This window comes from Nocardia speluncae NBRC 108251 (genome assembly GCF_001613245.1).
Classification (GTDB): domain Bacteria; phylum Actinomycetota; class Actinomycetes; order Mycobacteriales; family Mycobacteriaceae; genus Nocardia; species Nocardia speluncae.
The window spans coordinates 52038-68275 of sequence record NZ_BDBZ01000012.1; the positions used below are offsets into that span (position 1 = coordinate 52038).

The following is a 16238-nucleotide window of genomic DNA, read 5'->3' on the forward strand; positions in this document are numbered from 1 at the left end:
TTCGGGGGGCTCGCTGCACTGGGCTTTGTTGCGGGGGTGTCCGGGAGGTCGCCGAAACCTCAGCGCGGTCGCGGGGGAACTGGCAGGCTGTCAACAAGGCGGGTCCATCCGCCCGGTGATCTACGCCGTAATGCTGCTGCTTGCACGGAGGACGACGATGTTCGAATGGTCCGATACCGATCTGATGGTCCGCGACGCGGTCCGGACTTTCATCGATAAGGAAGTACGCCCCCACCTCGACGCACTGGACACCGGGGAAATGCTTCCCTATCCGGTGCTGCGCAAGCTGTACGCGGATTTCGGGATCGGCGCGATGGCCGAGGAAGGGCTGAACAAGCAACTGGCCGCCAAGCGCGCGGCGGCCGACGGCGCGGAGAAGCCGGCTTCGGGGGATAAGGACTCTTCCGGCGGCGGATTCGATCAGCAGACCATGATGGCCGTCGTGACCAGCGAACTCTCCGGTGTCTGTATGGGTCTGTGCAGTTCACTCGGGGTGAGCACCGGGCTCGGTGGTGCGACCATCCTGTCCCGCGGCACACTCGCCCAGCAGGAGCGATGGGTGCCCGATATCGTCAGCCTCCGCAAGATCGCCTGCTGGGCGATCACCGAACCGGATTCCGGATCCGACGCCTTCGGCGGAATGAAAACCTACGTCCGGCGCGATGGCGACAACTACATCCTCAACGGGCAGAAGACCTTCATCACCAACGGCCCCTTCGCCGACACACTGGTTGTGTACGCGAAGCTCGACGAGGGCGACGGTACGCCCGCCCGCGACCGCAAGGTGCTCACCTTCGTCCTCGACAAGGGAATGGAGGGCCTCACCCAGGGCAAACCGTTCAAAAAGATGGGCTTGCACGCCTCACCGACCGGCGAACTGTTCTTCGACAACATCCGCTTGGGCCGCGATCGGCTGCTCGGCGAAACCGAGGAACACCGCGGCGGTGACGGCCGGGAGAGCGCCAAATCCAGCTTCGTGGCCGAACGCGTCGGTATCGGCTTCATGGCATTGGGCGTCATCAACGAATGCCTGCGGCTGTGCACCGAGTACGCCCGCAACCGCAAACTGTGGGGTCAGGAGATCGGACGCTTCCAGCTCATCCAGCTCAAGCTGGCCAAGATGGAGGTGGCGCGGATCAATGTGCAGAACATGGTCTTCAACATCATCGAACGCGGGAAAGCCGGGAAACCGCTGAGCCTTTCGGAAGCCTCCGCGGTGAAGTTGTACTCCTCGGAGGCGGCGACCGAGGTTGCGATGGAAGCCGTGCAGCTCTTCGGTGGCAACGGCTACATGTCGGAATACCGGGTCGAACAGCTGGCCCGTGACGCGAAATCGCTGATGATCTACGCGGGCAGCAACGAAATCCAGGTCACCCACGTAGCCAAGGGCATAGTCGGTCTCTGAGTGCGGCCGGCGAGAGAACTGTAGTGCCCGGTGACACAGGCGCGACAGGCATCGGGCCGAACGTGCTCGGACGGCGCCGAGTTCAGCAAGGACTTCACCCGTTCCCCTGAAAGACCAACGTAACCAACGGCGGTGCGAGTACTACGAGGCCCTGAAAAGGTTTCGGCCCGCCCCCTGCTTTCCGTGCGCGATGCGATGCGGCGTAGCCGCGAGTGTCCCGTGCGGACAGCAGGGTCCGAAGGGGGCCGAAACCCGCGCGCCGGATTGCACAGCGCCGGACTACACAGCGCGCAAATGGTCGCGGCTGGCGTAGATGTGTTCGGCGATCAGATTGGCGATCCGTTCGGGATCCTCCAGCATGGGCACATGTCCGGCCCGGTTCAGCATGATCCGGTCCGCCGAGTCCGGCAGCTCACGCAGGAACCGCCGGCCGTGCGCCGCGGCCGGCAGGACGCGATCGGAGTCGGCCAGGATGACTCGGACCGGGGTGGTCAGATCGGACATATTCGCCAGGGACGGCCCACGTAAGGTTCCCGCGGTCAGGGCGGGTAGCGCGGGGCAATGTAGCGCGGCCAGGATCACGGCCGACAGATCCCCGCGCGAGACCGCACGGGTGTTCTTGGTGAGCAGATGGGCCATCACCCAGCGCACGATTCGGTTGTCGACCGGGGCGCTGCCCAGCTGCCGCAGGGCCCCGGTGATCGGGATCATCGGCGCGATCGTGGCGGCGGCGCGGAGCTGTGTCACCGACGGGGTCTTCCATCCACCGGCCGGAGCGATCGCGGTGAGCGTGCGGGCCCGGCCCCGGCGCGCCAATTCGAACCCGACCCAGCCGCCCAGCGAGTTACCGGCGATATGGCAGGTTCGCCAGCCCAGATCGTCCAGTTGTGCCTCGACCCGGTCGGCCAGGGTGGCGGAGGAATAGCGGCCGTCCGGGAACTCCGGCCCACCCCAGTGCCCGCCGAGTGCCGGCGCGAAAACCTCGCACCGGGCGGCCAGCAGGGCGGCAGTCTGTTCCCAGCAATGTGGTGAGAGCAGGACGCCGTGCAGGAGAAGCAGCGGTTCGCCGGAGCCCAGGTGCAGGGCGGGGACTGCCTCGGGTGCTGGGGATGCGGAGGTGCCTGACATCGATGTCGTCACCCCTTCCTGGCAAGTAGCGGTGACCTGTCATTCTACGGTGGGGCAGGGGTGAAAATCCTCTTTGTCATCGACCGCCGGCGGCTTCGGCGAGCAGGGATGGTGACCGTTCCGTGCAGGTGTGTTTCCGCTGAACCCGGTCAGTAGCCCTTCGGGGAGGCGGCGGGGTTGGTTTGCTGGACTGCGGACTGCAGATTGCTGCCGTCCTTGGCGACGTCGTATCGCTCCATTACGTAGCTCATACTTGCCGCGACATTGGCTACGGGATCGTAGATATTGCTGGATGTCCCCGCGACATGATATGACTCGAAAGTGCCCGGAATCGTCTGGGTGAGCCCGCGCGAATGCTGTCCCGAAGCGGCATTCGAATCCCAATTGTTGATGGCATTGGGGTCGCCACCGGACTCCCGTTCGATCAGCACGAGATACCCACGCGTCCAGTTCTCCCGCGCCTCCGGGTCGTGAATCCCCAGTGCGTCCAGCGCGCCGTCGATGGCGGCCTTCACATCCTTGTCTCCGGTATATGCGGCGTAATCGGCGTCGGTTGCGGCGGCCACATATTCCGCATCGCCGCCGTTGGCCGCCGACGAGGCGGGCGAGTTCGGAGCGATGGAGGGCAACAGCGGACCCGATGCCGCGGGGTTGATACTGCGGGGATGTGTGGGATCGTCGAGTTCGATACCGAGCGCCTCGGCCGCAGCACGGTCGGAGACGCCGCTCACCTGTTCATACGTTGTGTTCACAGTGTCCCAGAGCCCCGCGAAGAGCTCATTGACGTTATGCGTCGGCAGTACCTGCCGCGAAACCTGCCGCGGATTCTCGCCGTTATCGTCGGTTACGGTGTATTCGTCGGTGTATTCAGCGGTGTGGGCGGCATCGATCTTGTCGTTGAGTTCGCCGACCGACGTTTCGATGGCATCGTAGGCATCCGTAACGGCCTTGCCGATCCCGGCGGTCCGCATGGGGATGCCGTCCGTGTCCTGCAAATCGTATTCCGACTTGACCCGGTTCACCTCGTCCCGGTGCTCGCCGTAGCTGTCGAGCATTTCCGCCTGGCCGTCCGGATCGTCGATCCCCTCGTTGCGCAGTAGCTGCCACATATCGGGCGCCTGGGACGGGGTCCCCTCGCCCAGCATCCGGATCTGTTCCTGGATAACTCCCTCAGCGGTCACGAACAGCGCCTTCAACCCCTCCGGGGCGGAGGCGGGCAGCTCATGCAGATCGCCCATTTTCTTGGTGCTGGGAGGGCTCATCGGCAGTTCGCATTCGCCCGGAGGGATAAGGTCAGCACACAACGATTATCGGATCTTCCCCGGCTTGGGAACTTCTGGCGGGGTAGGCCGGCGGGTCGTCGTACCGTGTCCTTGTACTGTCGATCTGTGCCTTACATCCTTTCCACGGTCAATGTCAACGGAGTCCGGGCCGCGGCAGGCAAGGGGCTGCTGGCGTGGTTGAGCCGGACCGAGGCCGATATCGTCTGCCTGCAGGAGACGCGCGCCGACGACACCCAGATCGCCGCCGCGCTTGCCCCGGCGCTGGCCGACGGCTGGCAGCTAGCACATGCCGAGCCCGGCATCAAGGGCCGGGCGGGGGTGGGTGTGCTGTCGCGGCGGCCGATGCGGTCGGTGCGGGTCGGGATCGAACCGGATAGTGAATTCGTCTCCACCGGAAGGTATATCGAGGCCGAATTCGACGATGTGACCGTGGCCAGCGTCTATGTGCACACCGGCGAGGCGGAAACGCCCAGGCAGGAAGAGAAATACCGGTTTCTCGACGAACTGGCTGCCCGTATGTCCACGCGCACCGGCGCATTCGTCATCGCCGGTGACTGGAATATCGCGCATACCGAGCGAGACCTGAAGAACTGGAAAGGCAACCTGAAGAAATCCGGTTTCCTGCCCGCCGAACGTGCCTGGCTCGACCGGCAAATGGGCGCCGGGTACGTGGACGTGGTGCGAAAACTTCACCCGGAGGGCGACGGTCCGTTCAGCTGGTGGTCGTATCGTGGGCGCGCGTTCGACAACGACACGGGGTGGCGTATCGATTATCAGCTGGCGACGCCGGAGGCGGCCGAGCGGGCGAAACAGGCCGTGGTCGAACGTGCCGCGACCTACGCGCAGCGTTGGTCGGATCATGCGCCGGTGACGGTGCAGTACCGATGAAGGGGAGTTCTGTGCGTGCGAAAGCTGTGAAGATCCTGTCGGCGGTGGGTGCCGCGGTGGTGGCGATCGTCGTCGCGCTGCTCAGCACTCAGGCCGGTGACGACGGCGCCTCTGATACCGCGGCCACACTGTCGTCCGGTACTACGTCGGCGGTGAGCGGCAAGCCCGCTCCGGGCAAGGCCGCCCCCGGCGACTCCCCGGTGGTTTCGCGGGTGGCCGGGGTGCCCGAACGCGCCTACGAAACCCTGGAGGAGATCGATGCGGGCCGCTGGCCGGATTCGGCGAACGCACCCGGAACGAAAGGCGGGATCACCTTCCGGAACCGGGAGGGCCGGCTCCCGGCGACCGGCGAGTCCGGTAAACGCGTCGAATACCTGGAATGGGACGTGAACCCGAAGAAGCGCGGGCAGTCCCGTGATGCCGAGCGTATCGTCACCGGTAGTGACGGCTCGGCCTGGTACACGGGCGACCACTACGACACTTTCACAAGGATGCGCTGATGGGCGAACCTCTCGCGCTCGCGGATTTCCTGGCCTTCTCCTACGATGCCGAACTCCGCTCCGCCGACGGCAGCAGGACCGCCCTGGGCGTGATGCAGGTGGACGCGGCAGAGTTCAGCGGTATCCGGTACCGCGCTCCCGAAGGTTTCCGGGTGCGCGAGCTTCGCGGTAGCCGGATGCGCACGATGCCGGCGCTCTACGACGAATTCGCGGCTGCCCTGCAATTCCCGTACTACTTCCGGCCGAACAAGGATTCGTTCGACGAATGCCTACTGGATATCGACGACACCCTCGGTGAAGCCGAGGGCTACATACTCGCGATCCGCGACGCCGACCAGCTTCTCGCGAACGCACCGGAAGAACGGGAATGGTTCGTGTCGGTTGTCGAGGAATGCGCGGATTTCTGGCCGTCGCGCACTGTGGTCTTCCGGGTGATCCTGCAGGGAAAACCACAGGGGGTAGGCGCCGTCCCGATCCGTTTCTGATCCCAGCGGGCGTGCTCGCCACCTGTGCTCAGGTCCGGTGAAGTTCACTCAGGGGCTTCGGTGTCGAGGGTGATATCGAGTGGGGCCCGGCCTCGTCCGACGCCAAGGAGCACCGTTCCCGATCAGTCCGGATCGTTGCGGCGGGCGAAGTCTTCACCGAGGAGGACGAAGACGTCGGTGGTGTAGTCGATCAGGGTGTCGCGGCCGATCGCGAGATCGCCGCGGACCCAGCTGGTGAGGGTTTGGACGAGTCCGCCCACCAGGTAGGTGGCGCGGAAATCGATCACCGGGTCCGGGGCGGGGTCCGTGACGCCGTAGAATTCGACACCTTCGCTGGCCACCAGCCGGGCGAACACGCGGATGGTTTCGGTGGTGCGGGCACGTAGCTGTGGGGTGGCCATGGCCGCGACCATGGTGACCTCGGTTTTGCGTGGGTCGTCGGTGAGCAGGTGGATACCGGCGGTGATCGCGGCGTGGGCAATGTCTCGGGAATCGCCGGTCGCGGTGTGCGCGGCGGCGACGATGGCCAGGACCAGTTCTTCGGCGATACCGTCCACCAGGGCGGTGAGCACGTCGTCGCGGCTGCCGAAACTCTCGTAGTAGTAGCGCTCGTTCAGGCCCGCCTGCGTGCACATACCCGAGACGGTCAGCTTGTCCAGGCCCTGGGTGCCGATGATCTCCAGTGCCGCGTCCAGGAGCGCGGACCGTCGCTGGGCCCGCCGTTCCTCCGCGGATAAACCGCCATAGGTGCGCTGCGCTGCCATCCCTAAATGATGGCGGGTGGGCGGCTGACGAGTGTGGGCGGGGCAATTTGGTGGTAGGTATTGCCAGAAGTCCGGAACTGGTGGATGCTATTGCCAGATGCGCGGGTGCGCGTCGCAATGCTCAGCGGTGAGCTGGACCGGGAGGCTGAGATGGCCATGGATACGGGGTACTTTGCCGACGATTCGATGATCCGGCGGGTTATGCGGAAGCGGGCGGTGGGCCTGACCTACGGGCTGCGGGCGCTGGTGATCGGGGCGGTCCATCCGCTGCTCTATGTGGGGACAGCCGAATCCACCGAGCACCGGGATACGCCCTACACCCGGCTGGCGCTCACCGGGAAGCTGTTCGAAGCGGTGTTCTTCGGGACCCGAGAAGAGGCCGATCGGGCGCTGGAATTCACCGGGAAGAAGCACCAGAAGGTGGTGGGGCGGATACCGGAGGACGCGGGACAGCATCATCCGGCGGGGACGGCGTACTCCGCCTACGACCCGCATCTGAGCTTCATGACCATGGCGTTCACCTTCGAATCCGCGGAGGTCATGTACGACCTGCTGGTCAAGCGGCTCACCGCCGGCGAACGCGAGGGTCTGTACCAGGACTATGTGCGGTGGGGGGAGCTGTTCGGGATGCCGCGTGCGGCCGCGCCGGCCGACTACCGGGCGTTCCGCGAATACTTCGACGGCTACCTCGCCTCCGACGAGCTGTTCCTGACCGGCGAGGCGCACAAGGTCGGCAACTATCTGTGCGGGCATGTAGTGCCCTACCCGCAGCCGCTACCGGCCCGGCAAGTGAGTTCCGCGTACTACCTGCTGGTGCAGGGCAGCCTGCCGGAGCGGATCCGGCAGATGTACGGGATCGAGTGGAAACGCACCGACGAGCTCGCCTACCGGGGGTTGGCGCAGTCGGTACGCAACGCCCACAGTGTGCCGTCGTTGCTGGTACCGCGTCCGGTGAAGACGGCACTCAACGGGCCGAGTGCCCCGGTGTACCGGCTGATCACCAAGCAGGAGCAGGAGCTGGCACGGGCCGGGAAGCGCAGTATGCCCGGTATCGATCCCCGCACATGGGCAGAGCGAAATTCCGCCTGAGCGGCATGCAAAGATCGGGGCATGTCCAGTCCTGCCCAGACCCCCGCCGCGGGGGAGCGTAAACAGCGAGTGCTTTCGGGTATCCAGCCGACCAGCGCCTCCTTCCATCTCGGGAACTATCTCGGCGCCCTGCAATACTGGGTCACCCTGCAGGACGACTACGACGCGCTGTACTTCATCCCGGATATGCATGCCATCACGGTGTCGCAGGACCCGAAGGAACTCCGCAAACGCACCCGGATCGCGGCGGCGCAACTGCTCGCCCTGGGGATCGACCCGGCGCGCTCCACGCTGTTCGTGCAGTCGCAGGTGCCCGAGCACGCGGAGCTGACCTGGGTGCTGAGCTGTATCACCGGCTTCGGCGAAGCGAGCCGGATGACGCAGTTCAAGGACAAATCGGTGAAACAGGGAGCGGACAACACCACCGTCGGCTTGTTCACCTACCCGGTACTGATGGCTGCCGATATCCTGTTGTACCGCCCGCATCAGGTACCGGTGGGCGAGGACCAGCGCCAGCATCTGGAGCTCACCCGCAACCTGGCGCAGCGGTTCAACACCCGGTTCAAGAAGACCTTCGTGGTCCCGGAGCCTCATATCGTCAAGGGCACCGCCAAGATCTACGACCTGCAGGATCCCACCGCCAAGATGAGTAAATCGGCGAGTTCGGACGCCGGTCTGATCAATCTCCTGGACGACACCGCGGTTTCGGCGAAGAAGGTGCGTTCCGCGGTGACCGACACCGAACGCGAAATCCGCTACGACGTGGAGAAAAAACCGGGTATCAGCAACCTGCTGGTGATCCTGTCGGCGCTCACCGAGACCCCGATCGTGACCCTGGAGAAAGACTACGCGGGCCGCGGTTACGGTGATCTGAAAGCCGATGTCGCCGACGCACTGATCGGATTTGCCACCCCTTTGCGGGCGAAAGTGGAAGAGTACATGGCGGATCAGGGCGAACTCGATCGCATCCTCGCCATCGGCGCCGAGCGTGCGCGCGAGATCGCCGGTAACACTCTCGCACAGGTCTACGACCGGGTCGGGTTCCTCGCCCGCTGATCGGTCGCCCGGCCCGTGCGTGTTGGCGGTGAGGGGCGCAGACAGTGCAGGTGATCGACAACGTGAAATCCGCGGTCGGCCGGATGGTCGGGCAGCGGCCCTGGCTGGACCATATGGTCCGCGCCTTCGGCAGATACCAGGACCAGCGCGGTGACTATTACGCGGCGGGGATCACGTATTTCACCGTGCTGTCGCTGTTTCCGCTGTTGATGATCGCATTCGCCATCGCCGGTTTCGTGCTCGCCGGCAACGACGAGCTGCTGCGGGAACTGCAGGACAAGGTCGTCGAGAACATCCCCGGCGAAATGGGCGGGCAGCTCAACGACCTGATCGATCAGGCGGTGGGTTCGCGCGGTGCGGTGGGTGTGCTCGGCCTGCTCACCGGGCTCTACTCGGGCCTGGGCTGGATGGCGAACCTGCGCAAGGCGCTGACCGAGCAGTGGGAACAGAAATCGGACGAGCAGAACTGGTTCCACACCAAGCTCTCCGATCTGCTGGCGTTGCTCGGGCTGTTCCTGGCGTTGGCGCTTTCGCTCGGATTGTCGGCCGTGGCGTCGAGCCGGCTCGGCGTGCAGCTGCTGGAACTCTTGGGGCTCGAGGCGATGCCGGGGTCGCGGTGGCTGCTGTGGCTGCTGTCGACGCTGCTCGCGCTGGTCGCCTCATGGGCGCTGTTCACCTGGATCATCGCCCGGCTACCGCGGGAGCCGGTCACCGTACGCAGCGCCGCGAAGGCTGCGGTACTGGCAGCGCTCGGATTCGAGGTGTTCAAGAATATCGCCGGGATCTACATGCGGTCGGTGCTGAGCAGCCCGGCGGGTGCGGCATTCGGTTCGGTGATCGGCATCATGGTGTTCAGCTATGTGGTGTACCGGATCATCCTGTTCGCCACCGCGTGGGCGGCGACAGCTCGGGAGAACGAACAGTTGGCGTCGGTTCCGGTGCCGGAACCCGCGGTGATCCGGCCACGCGTGCAGACCGCAGGGCGCCCCGGCGTGGCCGGGGCGGCGGCACTGTTCGGCGCGGGTGCGCTCGCCACACTGGGAGTCGCCAGGCTGCGCCGGGGCCGGGCACGGAACTCCGCGGAGTAGCGGCGGTTCTCCGAAATAACACTCAGTACAAGGGGTTTCGCGGCGGACCGAGCGGTTCCGCTCGGTCCGGCCGGGATATCAGCGCCGCCTGGTCCGGACGTGCCAGGTGCCGACCAGCAGGATCGGGACCAGGATCAGGCCGGCGACCATGAGCAGCATCCACAGCTCATCGTATTCCTCGTCCGCAGCGGGTTGCGCCGAGTACGCGACGTCGCCACTATCGGGTGGAACTGCCAAACCCGGAGCACCGGAAACAGTTTCGGCATCATCACCGGGAATATCGCCTACCTCCGCGGCGGGGTCCAGCGCGAAACCGTAGTCGAGCAGCCGGGCCGCCTGCTCCCATGGGCGGATCGGCAGCACATCGGCCTGTAGCAGCGTGACGACGAGACGGCGTCCGTCACGTTCGGCCGCCGCGACAAAGGTCTGCCGGGCATCGTCGGTGAAACCCGTCTTCCCGCCGAGCGCTCCGGGATAGTTGTAGAGCAGGCCGTTGTCGTTCGCGATCGGGAACCCCGGGTGGTCCTGATCGCCGGGAATCGTGGGGTTCGGGGGATAACCGGGAAAATCGAGCTGTTCGGTGCCGATCATCTGCGCGAAAAGCGGTATCGACATGGCTTCGCGGAACAGCAGTGACAGATCGTAGGCCGATGTGCTCATCCCGGGCCCGTCCAGACCGGATGGAGTCGCGGCGCGAGTGTCGTAGGCGTGCAGAGCTTTCGCGAGATCGTTCATCTTCGCGACCGCGGCCTCGTCGCCGCCGAGCTGGGCGGCAACCGCATGCGCGGCATCGTTTCCCGACGCCATCACCAGGCCGTGCAGCAGCTGACGGTTGGTGTAGCGGCCGCCCGGACCGATCCCGACCCGCGTGCCCTCCACATCGGCATCGGCCTGGGTTCCGGTGACGGTTCTGTCCAGGTCGAGCGTGCGCAGGGCGACCGTGGCCAGCAGCACTTTGATGGTGCTGGCCGGGCGGTACCGGCCGTGCGGATCCTTGGTGGCCAGTACCGCGCCGGTATCCAGATCGGAGACCATCCACGCGGTCGCGGATATATCCGCCGGCACCGCCGGCGCATCCGCGGGCAGGACGACCCCGCATTCGCCGAGGCGTTTCCCGCCGATCGGCGGGTCGGGGATCGGCAGGGCGGTGGGTGGGGCCTCTCCGGGCTCGGGAACCTCGGAGGAGTCGATGGCCGGCGGCGGCTGCGTCTTCTGCGGGCAGCTGTCGGTCGCCGGGGTCGCGAACGGGGTGGTGGTGGGCGGTGGCGGCTGCGCTGTTGCGGGACTGCCCACGATCAACGGTCCGGCCGCGAGCACTGCGGCGGTGAGCACCGTGCCGAAACGGCGGGCGGTGCGCTGGTGGAGCTCGGTGGTGTACATCGGGGAAGAGCCTAGAAGGTTTTCCGGGCATCGAGACATCGGCAACGGACTCGCCCCACACCGAACCGGAACGTGCCCGGTCACGACACCGGTCCGGCCGAGCACGTCAGGCTCAACCCAGCAGGACCGCGTATCCGGGTTTGATGATGTCGTCGATGATCCGCAGTCGCTCCGGGAACGGGATGAATGCCGATTTCATCGCATTGATGGTGAAACGTTCCAGATCGGTCCAGCCGTAGCCGAAAGTCTGGTGCAGTTTCAGCATCTCGCGGCTCATACTGGTATCGCTCATCAGCCGGTTGTCGGTGTTCACGGTGACCCGGAAACGCAGCCGGGCCAGCAGATCGAACGGATGTTTGTCCAGCGAGGGCACCGCCCCGGTCTGCACATTCGACGAGGGGCACAGTTCGAGCGGCACGCGGGTATCGCGCACGTATTGGGCCAGCCGCCCCAGGCGGGCATCGGCGATGTCGCCGGCAACCTCGATATCGTCGACGATCCGCACACCGTGCCCGAGCCGGTCGCAACCGCAGAAGGCCAGGGCTTCGTGGATGGACGGTAGGCCGAACGCCTCACCCGCGTGAATGGTGAAGTGGGCGTTGTTCACCCGCATGTACTCGAAGGCGTCCAGATGCCGGGTGGGCGGATAACCGGCTTCCGCGCCCGCGATATCGAAACCGCAGACGCCGCGGTCGCGGAATCGCACCGCCAGTTCCGCGATTTCCCGCGAGCGGGCGGCATGCCGCATGGCGGTCAGTAGGCAGCGCACCACGATGGGTTGCCCGGCCGCCGCGGCCGCCGCCTCCCCGGCGGCGAACCCGGCCAGGGCGTGTTCGACCACCTCGTCGAGGGTCAGGTCCTGCTCCAGATGCTGTTCCGGCGCGAATCGGACCTCCGCGTAGACCACGCCGTCGTCCGCCAGGTCCTCGACGCATTCCCGGGCTACCCGATGCAGGCCCTCGGGAGTCTGCATCACCGCGACCGTATGGGTGAATGTCTCCAGGTAGCGTTCCAGCGAACCGCTGTCGGCGGCCTCCCGGAACCACCGCGCCAACCCCGCGGCGTCGGCGGCGGGGAGCTGGTCGTAATTGCAGTCGCGAGCGAGTTCGAGGACCGTCGCGGGCCGCAGACCTCCGTCGAGGTGATCGTGCAGTAGCGCCTTCGGCGCCTGGCGCAGGGTAGCGAGGTCCAGCGGCATGGGTCCGGTCATGTTTCGACGGTATCGCCGATTTCCGGGCCGGGCAGCAGTACGCTCCGAAAGATCGCACCTTGTCGACCGGTGCTCACGTCGAGTTCCCTGGGTGGTCGGTCGCCCGTTGCGTTCGAGTAAGGCGAGTAGCAGAACGAACAGGGCAGATCGCACCTGCAGACATCGTCGGCTCGAGCCGAGCAGGAGTTGTCGGCGAAGGCGGCGGGTCCCCCGGCCGGGGCGCTCAGCCCAGGCCGACCCGATCGAGGATCAGGGGGTTGCGACCCTTGCGTTCCGGGGTGTGCGGGCTGATCGTGATCGCCTCGGCCAGCGCTTCGACCGCAGCGGGTAATACGTCCGGAGTATCGGTGTGCAGCGTGAGCAGCGGCGAGCCGGCCGTCACCCGATCCCCGACGGTTGCGTGCAGGTGGATACCGGCGGCCGCTTGGACCGGATCCCCCTGCCGGGCTCGTCCGGCGCCCAGCCGCCAAGCGGCGACTCCGACAGCGCGCGCGTCCAGGCTCGTCACCGTGCCGGATGTGGGTGCGGACAGGGTCTCGGTGTGTTTCGCGACCGGCAACGGCGCTTCCGGGTCGCCGCCCTGGGCACGGATCATGGTGCGCCAGTGGTCCATTGCGCGGCCGTCGGCGAGTGCCTGCGCCGGATCGGTATCCAATCCGGCCAGCGCGACCATTTCGCGGGCGAGCGCCAGCGTCAGTTCGACCACATCCGCTGGGCCACCGCCGGCCAGCACCTCCACCGCCTCGGCGACCTCGAGCGCATTACCTGCGGTGCGGCCGAGCGGTGTATCCATGGCAGTCAGTAACGCGACAGTGCGCACCCCGGCGTCGGCGCCCAGTTCGGCCATGGTGGTGGCAAGGGTGTGCGCTTCGGACCGGGTCGGCATGAAGGCGCCCGCGCCGACCTTCACATCGAGTACGAGGGCGGCGGTGCCTTCGGCGATCTTCTTGCTCATGATCGAACTCGCGATCAGCGGGATCGATTCGACCGTGCCCGTGGTGTCGCGCAACGCGTAGAGGCGTTTGTCCGCCGGTGCGAGATCGGCACCGGCGGCGCAGACCACGGCGCCGGCGGCCGGGTCGGACAGGATTTCGCGCATCCGGTCCGGGCCGATATCGGCACGCCAGCCCGGGATGGATTCCAGCTTGTCCAGGGTCCCGCCGGTATAGCCCAGTCCGCGACCCGACAGTTGTGGAACCGCCGCACCGCACGCCGCCACCAGCGGGGCCAGGGGCAGCGTGACCTTGTCGCCGACCCCGCCGGTGGAGTGTTTGTCGACGGTGGGGCGGGGCAGGCCGGTGAAATCCAGCCGGCGGCCCGAGCCGATCATTGCGCGGGTCCATCTCGCGGTTTCGCGGCGGTTCATCCCGCGCAGCACGATGGCCATCGCCAGCGCCGACATCTGCTCGTCGGCCATCGCGCCCCGGGTGAAAGCGTCGATCGCCCAGTCGATCTGCTCGTCGGAGAGCGCGCCGCCGTCCCGTTTCGTCCGGATGACCGATATTGCGTCGTGTACCGTCACGTCCCCAGTCTCGCAGCGCCCCGGCCGGAAAGCAGGCGACCTGCCGCTCGTACCGGGTGCCGCGCGCTTCTCGCAGGCGCCGCTCCTCCGCCGCGAGATCTTCGGTTACGGCCGGGATCGGGCTTCAGCTCTCATTCCTGTAGGGCGCGCAAGGTTTCGAGGCGGTGCTGCACCGTCGGGCCGGTGGGCGCCACGATGATCTCGTCCGCGCCGGTCTCCTTCACCAGCGTGTCGAGGCGGTCCCGGACTTGTTCGCGGGTGCCGATGGCCTGATCCGCGTTGCGGTCGTCGACGAAGACGTTCTCGGCATCCGACCACGGGTGGGCCTCGGCCTCTTCCAAGGTCGGGATGCGCTGCGGTAGCTGACCGGTGCGCATTCGCAACTGCACCAGGCTCTGTGGGAGGGTCCGGCGGCGGGCCTCGGCTTCGGTATCGGCGACCACCGTCGCCACCGCCAGCATCGACCGCGGCTCGCTCAGCACCTCCGAAGGACGGAATTCGCGCCGGTACAGCTCGAACACCAGGGGAGTGGTGCGACCGCCGGCGAAATGGTGGGCGAAGGCGAACGGCAGACCCATCATGGCGGCCAGCCGGGCACTGAAATCACTGGAACCCAGCAACCACATCTCGGGCGAGTCGCCCTCGCCCGGAATCGCCCGGATCCGTTCGCCCTGACCGCCCTGTAGCGGCGGGATGGTGCCGAAATAGGCCAGCAATTCCACGACCTGCTTGGGGAAATCCTCCACCGCTTCGGCGGTCGCGCCGCGCCGGATGGTCGCCGAGATCAGCGGATCCGTTCCGGCTGCCCGGCCCAGGCCGAGATCGATCCGGTCCCCGTGTAGCGCGACCAGGGTCCCGAACTGTTCTGCCACGACCAGCGCCGCATGATTGGGCAGCATCACTCCACCGGAGCCGACCCGGATCCGCTCGGTCGCCGCGGCCACGGCCGCGATCAGCACCGGCGGCGCGGAACTCGCGATCCCCGGCATACCGTGGTGCTCGGCCACCCAGAACCGGCGGAATCCCAGCCGTTCGGCTTCTCGGGCGACGGTCAGCGTATCGGCCAGCGCCTGCCGATGTGATCCGTCGGCGGCGACGGCGGCCAGATCGAGCACGGAGAGGGGAACAGTCATATCGGGACCAACCCCCGGGGTCGCGCTGAGATTCCGGTTCCGTCGAATCCACCGATCAGGTGCGACCGGCCGCGAGATCGTCCGGTCCGAAGGCATCGCTCAGCAAAGCCCCCAGGGGGACCGGGCCGGCCGGGTGGTCGATCAGTAGTTCTTTCCCACCGAACTCGTACAGCACCTGCCGGCAGCGGCCGCAGGGCAGCAGGATCTCACCCCGCGAATCGCAGACCGATACCGCGATCAGCCGGGCTGCGGAACGGGTGCGCTGGTTGCCGGCCAGGACGCACTCCGCACACAACCCGAGCCCGTAGGACACGTTCTCCACATTGCAGCCGATCGCGATTGCTTCTCCGTCCCATCCGGCCGCTCCCACCGGGAAGCGGGAGTAGGGCGCGTAGGCCCTGCCCATCGCCGCATACGCCTCGGCCCGCAGCCGTGCCCAGTCGATATCCATCCGTGCTCCTGTGGTCGAACAGTCCACCTCCCCTACATCTTCGCCCGCTGCCGGCTCCCGCTGATGTGAAACACCGCGTTCGTTTCGGAGATATGTAGGGTGCCGGGCTGTCCGGCCCGGCCTCGTGGTCGCCAGGAAGGTGCCGAATGACGCTTCCGAAGTTCCTCATCGTCATGGTGTATTCGAAATTGTTGTTGTCCGTGCTCAATGCCTTCGACGGGGTCGAGGTGCAGCTGGAGTACCAGATCGTGCCCGACTACGACGCTGATCCCGCACTGGGGAGGTACCCGGAGAGCGCGCCCGCCAGTCAAGCGCTACTCGGGCATGTGACCGGCGATATCGTCGATACGGAGTTCAACTACGAAATGGTGCGGTTGCGGGTGGAGGCGATCGGCGAAGGCGACTGAGCTTTCGCCGGGAATCGAGCGGTTTCTGCCGCGGCGCCGGGCGGGTCTTGCGTTACGCCCGGCGCCGCGGGCCGGTGTCACGATTTCCGGAGACCTTTCGCCGGACCCCCGACCCTTCGGCTACTCTCGAGTAACTTTGCCCGCTCCACTGAGACATTTTGCACATTGATCCGGCGTGCAATGGCAATCTCGGCATTGAGAGTATTCGTCTTCGGCGGAAAACGGACTCCGCTCGCGTGGAATCATCGCTGTTCGGGAAAGCTGTTGCCGGGCAGTGAATTACCAGATGAATACCGGCTCGCGGGATGTTCGATGGGTGAGGTTGTGTGGGCGTGGGTGGCCCGTCGCGTAACCTCGTGGCGACCCGAGAAAGGCAACCCTAACCTGCCTGATATCGCGGCAACGCACGGCACGCCGAATTAGTTCCCCCAATGTGAGGGGATTAGAGT

The 16238-nt window shown here is 66.2% G+C and carries 16 protein-coding genes; 8 read left to right on the forward strand and 8 right to left on the reverse strand.

What is annotated here, in order from left to right:
* The first annotated feature begins 157 nt into the window (after positions 1-157).
* Positions 158-1405 (forward strand): acyl-CoA dehydrogenase family protein, encoded by a 1248-nt coding sequence (locus NS6_RS13475; protein ID WP_068041603.1) that lies wholly within the window; start codon positions 158-160, stop codon positions 1403-1405.
* 279 nt (positions 1406-1684) lie between these two features.
* Here the strand turns inward: NS6_RS13475 and ephH are convergent, their stop codons facing one another.
* Positions 1685-2533 carry an epoxide hydrolase EphH gene (ephH, locus tag NS6_RS13480; protein WP_068041247.1) on the reverse strand — a complete coding sequence of 283 codons (849 nt, stop codon included), beginning with the start codon at positions 2531-2533 and terminating at the stop codon, positions 1685-1687.
* 149 nt (positions 2534-2682) lie between these two features.
* On the reverse strand, positions 2683-3795 hold the full coding sequence (locus NS6_RS13485) for a transglycosylase SLT domain-containing protein (RefSeq protein WP_210747415.1): 1113 nt from the start codon (positions 3793-3795) through the stop codon (positions 2683-2685).
* Positions 3796-3921: 126 nt separating this feature from the next.
* Between NS6_RS13485 and NS6_RS13490 the strand changes: the two genes are divergently transcribed.
* The 3 genes from NS6_RS13490 to NS6_RS13500 are packed head-to-tail and all read left to right on the forward strand — an operon-like array spanning position 3922 to position 5689.
* Positions 3922-4704 (forward strand): exodeoxyribonuclease III, encoded by a 783-nt coding sequence (locus NS6_RS13490; RefSeq protein WP_068041253.1) that lies wholly within the window; start codon positions 3922-3924, stop codon positions 4702-4704.
* Positions 4701-5204 carry a guanyl-specific ribonuclease gene (locus NS6_RS13495; RefSeq protein WP_068041256.1) on the forward strand — a complete coding sequence of 168 codons (504 nt, stop codon included), beginning with the start codon at positions 4701-4703 and terminating at the stop codon, positions 5202-5204. Before NS6_RS13490 ends, NS6_RS13495 begins: the two co-directional genes overlap by 4 nt.
* Positions 5204-5689, forward strand: coding sequence for a barstar family protein (locus tag NS6_RS13500; protein ID WP_068041260.1), 486 nt, complete (start codon positions 5204-5206; stop codon positions 5687-5689). Before NS6_RS13495 ends, NS6_RS13500 begins: the two co-directional genes overlap by 1 nt.
* A gap of 122 nt (positions 5690-5811) precedes the next feature.
* Here the strand turns inward: NS6_RS13500 and NS6_RS13505 are convergent, their stop codons facing one another.
* Entirely contained in the window at positions 5812-6453 is a 642-nt protein-coding gene (locus NS6_RS13505) for a TetR/AcrR family transcriptional regulator (RefSeq protein ID WP_068041265.1), read from the reverse strand.
* An 84-nt stretch (positions 6454-6537) separates the two neighbouring features.
* On the opposite strand from NS6_RS13505, the gene NS6_RS13510 reads away from it, so the two are divergent.
* From NS6_RS13510 to yhjD, 3 genes are read left to right on the forward strand one after another with little or no spacing between them, the layout of a single operon-like run.
* Entirely contained in the window at positions 6538-7542 is a 1005-nt protein-coding gene (locus tag NS6_RS13510; protein WP_245669319.1) for an oxygenase MpaB family protein, read from the forward strand.
* Positions 7543-7563: 21 nt separating this feature from the next.
* A complete protein-coding gene (gene trpS / locus NS6_RS13515) occupies positions 7564-8598 on the forward strand; it encodes a tryptophan--tRNA ligase (protein ID WP_068041268.1) in 1035 nt (344 codons plus the stop codon).
* A 44-nt stretch (positions 8599-8642) separates the two neighbouring features.
* Positions 8643-9686 (forward strand): inner membrane protein YhjD, encoded by a 1044-nt coding sequence (gene yhjD / locus NS6_RS13520; protein WP_174552593.1) that lies wholly within the window; start codon positions 8643-8645, stop codon positions 9684-9686.
* 78 nt (positions 9687-9764) lie between these two features.
* Here the strand turns inward: yhjD and NS6_RS13525 are convergent, their stop codons facing one another.
* The 5 genes from NS6_RS13525 to NS6_RS13545 form a co-directional block, all read right to left on the reverse strand.
* Positions 9765-11066 carry a D-alanyl-D-alanine carboxypeptidase family protein gene (locus tag NS6_RS13525; protein WP_084471027.1) on the reverse strand — a complete coding sequence of 434 codons (1302 nt, stop codon included), beginning with the start codon at positions 11064-11066 and terminating at the stop codon, positions 9765-9767.
* Positions 11067-11178: 112 nt separating this feature from the next.
* Positions 11179-12276 (reverse strand): adenosine deaminase, encoded by a 1098-nt coding sequence (locus NS6_RS13530; RefSeq protein WP_068041270.1) that lies wholly within the window; start codon positions 12274-12276, stop codon positions 11179-11181.
* A 223-nt stretch (positions 12277-12499) separates the two neighbouring features.
* Positions 12500-13798, reverse strand: a complete 1299-nt coding sequence (locus NS6_RS13535; protein ID WP_068041273.1) for a thymidine phosphorylase — start codon at positions 13796-13798, stop codon at positions 12500-12502.
* Positions 13799-13929: 131 nt separating this feature from the next.
* Positions 13930-14931: an LLM class flavin-dependent oxidoreductase gene (locus NS6_RS13540; RefSeq protein WP_068041276.1), complete on the reverse strand. Its 1002-nt coding sequence runs from the start codon at positions 14929-14931 to the stop codon at positions 13930-13932.
* A gap of 55 nt (positions 14932-14986) precedes the next feature.
* Positions 14987-15382 carry a cytidine deaminase gene (locus NS6_RS13545; protein ID WP_068041280.1) on the reverse strand — a complete coding sequence of 132 codons (396 nt, stop codon included), beginning with the start codon at positions 15380-15382 and terminating at the stop codon, positions 14987-14989.
* A gap of 146 nt (positions 15383-15528) precedes the next feature.
* On the opposite strand from NS6_RS13545, the gene NS6_RS13550 reads away from it, so the two are divergent.
* Positions 15529-15789 carry a GreA/GreB family elongation factor gene (locus NS6_RS13550; protein ID WP_068041284.1) on the forward strand — a complete coding sequence of 87 codons (261 nt, stop codon included), beginning with the start codon at positions 15529-15531 and terminating at the stop codon, positions 15787-15789.
* The last annotated feature ends 449 nt before the right edge of the window (positions 15790-16238 follow it).

What these genes read in the sequence shown, in the direction of transcription:
- NS6_RS13475 (WP_068041603.1), top strand. Translation starts at nt 158, where the DNA reads ATGTTCGAATGGTCCGATACCGATCTGATGGTCCGCGACGCGGTCCGG.
- ephH (WP_068041247.1), bottom strand. Translation starts at nt 2,533, where the DNA reads ATGTCAGGCACCTCCGCATCCCCAGCACCCGAGGCAGTCCCCGCCCTG.
- NS6_RS13485 (WP_210747415.1), bottom strand. Translation starts at nt 3,795, where the DNA reads ATGAGCCCTCCCAGCACCAAGAAAATGGGCGATCTGCATGAGCTGCCC.
- NS6_RS13495 (WP_068041256.1), top strand. Translation starts at nt 4,701, where the DNA reads ATGAAGGGGAGTTCTGTGCGTGCGAAAGCTGTGAAGATCCTGTCGGCG.
- NS6_RS13500 (WP_068041260.1), top strand. Translation starts at nt 5,204, where the DNA reads ATGGGCGAACCTCTCGCGCTCGCGGATTTCCTGGCCTTCTCCTACGAT.
- NS6_RS13505 (WP_068041265.1), bottom strand. Translation starts at nt 6,453, where the DNA reads ATGGCAGCGCAGCGCACCTATGGCGGTTTATCCGCGGAGGAACGGCGG.
- NS6_RS13510 (WP_245669319.1), top strand. Translation starts at nt 6,538, where the DNA reads ATGCTATTGCCAGATGCGCGGGTGCGCGTCGCAATGCTCAGCGGTGAG.
- trpS (WP_068041268.1), top strand. Translation starts at nt 7,564, where the DNA reads ATGTCCAGTCCTGCCCAGACCCCCGCCGCGGGGGAGCGTAAACAGCGA.
- NS6_RS13525 (WP_084471027.1), bottom strand. Translation starts at nt 11,066, where the DNA reads ATGTACACCACCGAGCTCCACCAGCGCACCGCCCGCCGTTTCGGCACG.
- NS6_RS13530 (WP_068041270.1), bottom strand. Translation starts at nt 12,276, where the DNA reads ATGACCGGACCCATGCCGCTGGACCTCGCTACCCTGCGCCAGGCGCCG.
- NS6_RS13540 (WP_068041276.1), bottom strand. Translation starts at nt 14,931, where the DNA reads ATGACTGTTCCCCTCTCCGTGCTCGATCTGGCCGCCGTCGCCGCCGAC.
- NS6_RS13545 (WP_068041280.1), bottom strand. Translation starts at nt 15,382, where the DNA reads ATGGATATCGACTGGGCACGGCTGCGGGCCGAGGCGTATGCGGCGATG.
- NS6_RS13550 (WP_068041284.1), top strand. Translation starts at nt 15,529, where the DNA reads ATGACGCTTCCGAAGTTCCTCATCGTCATGGTGTATTCGAAATTGTTG.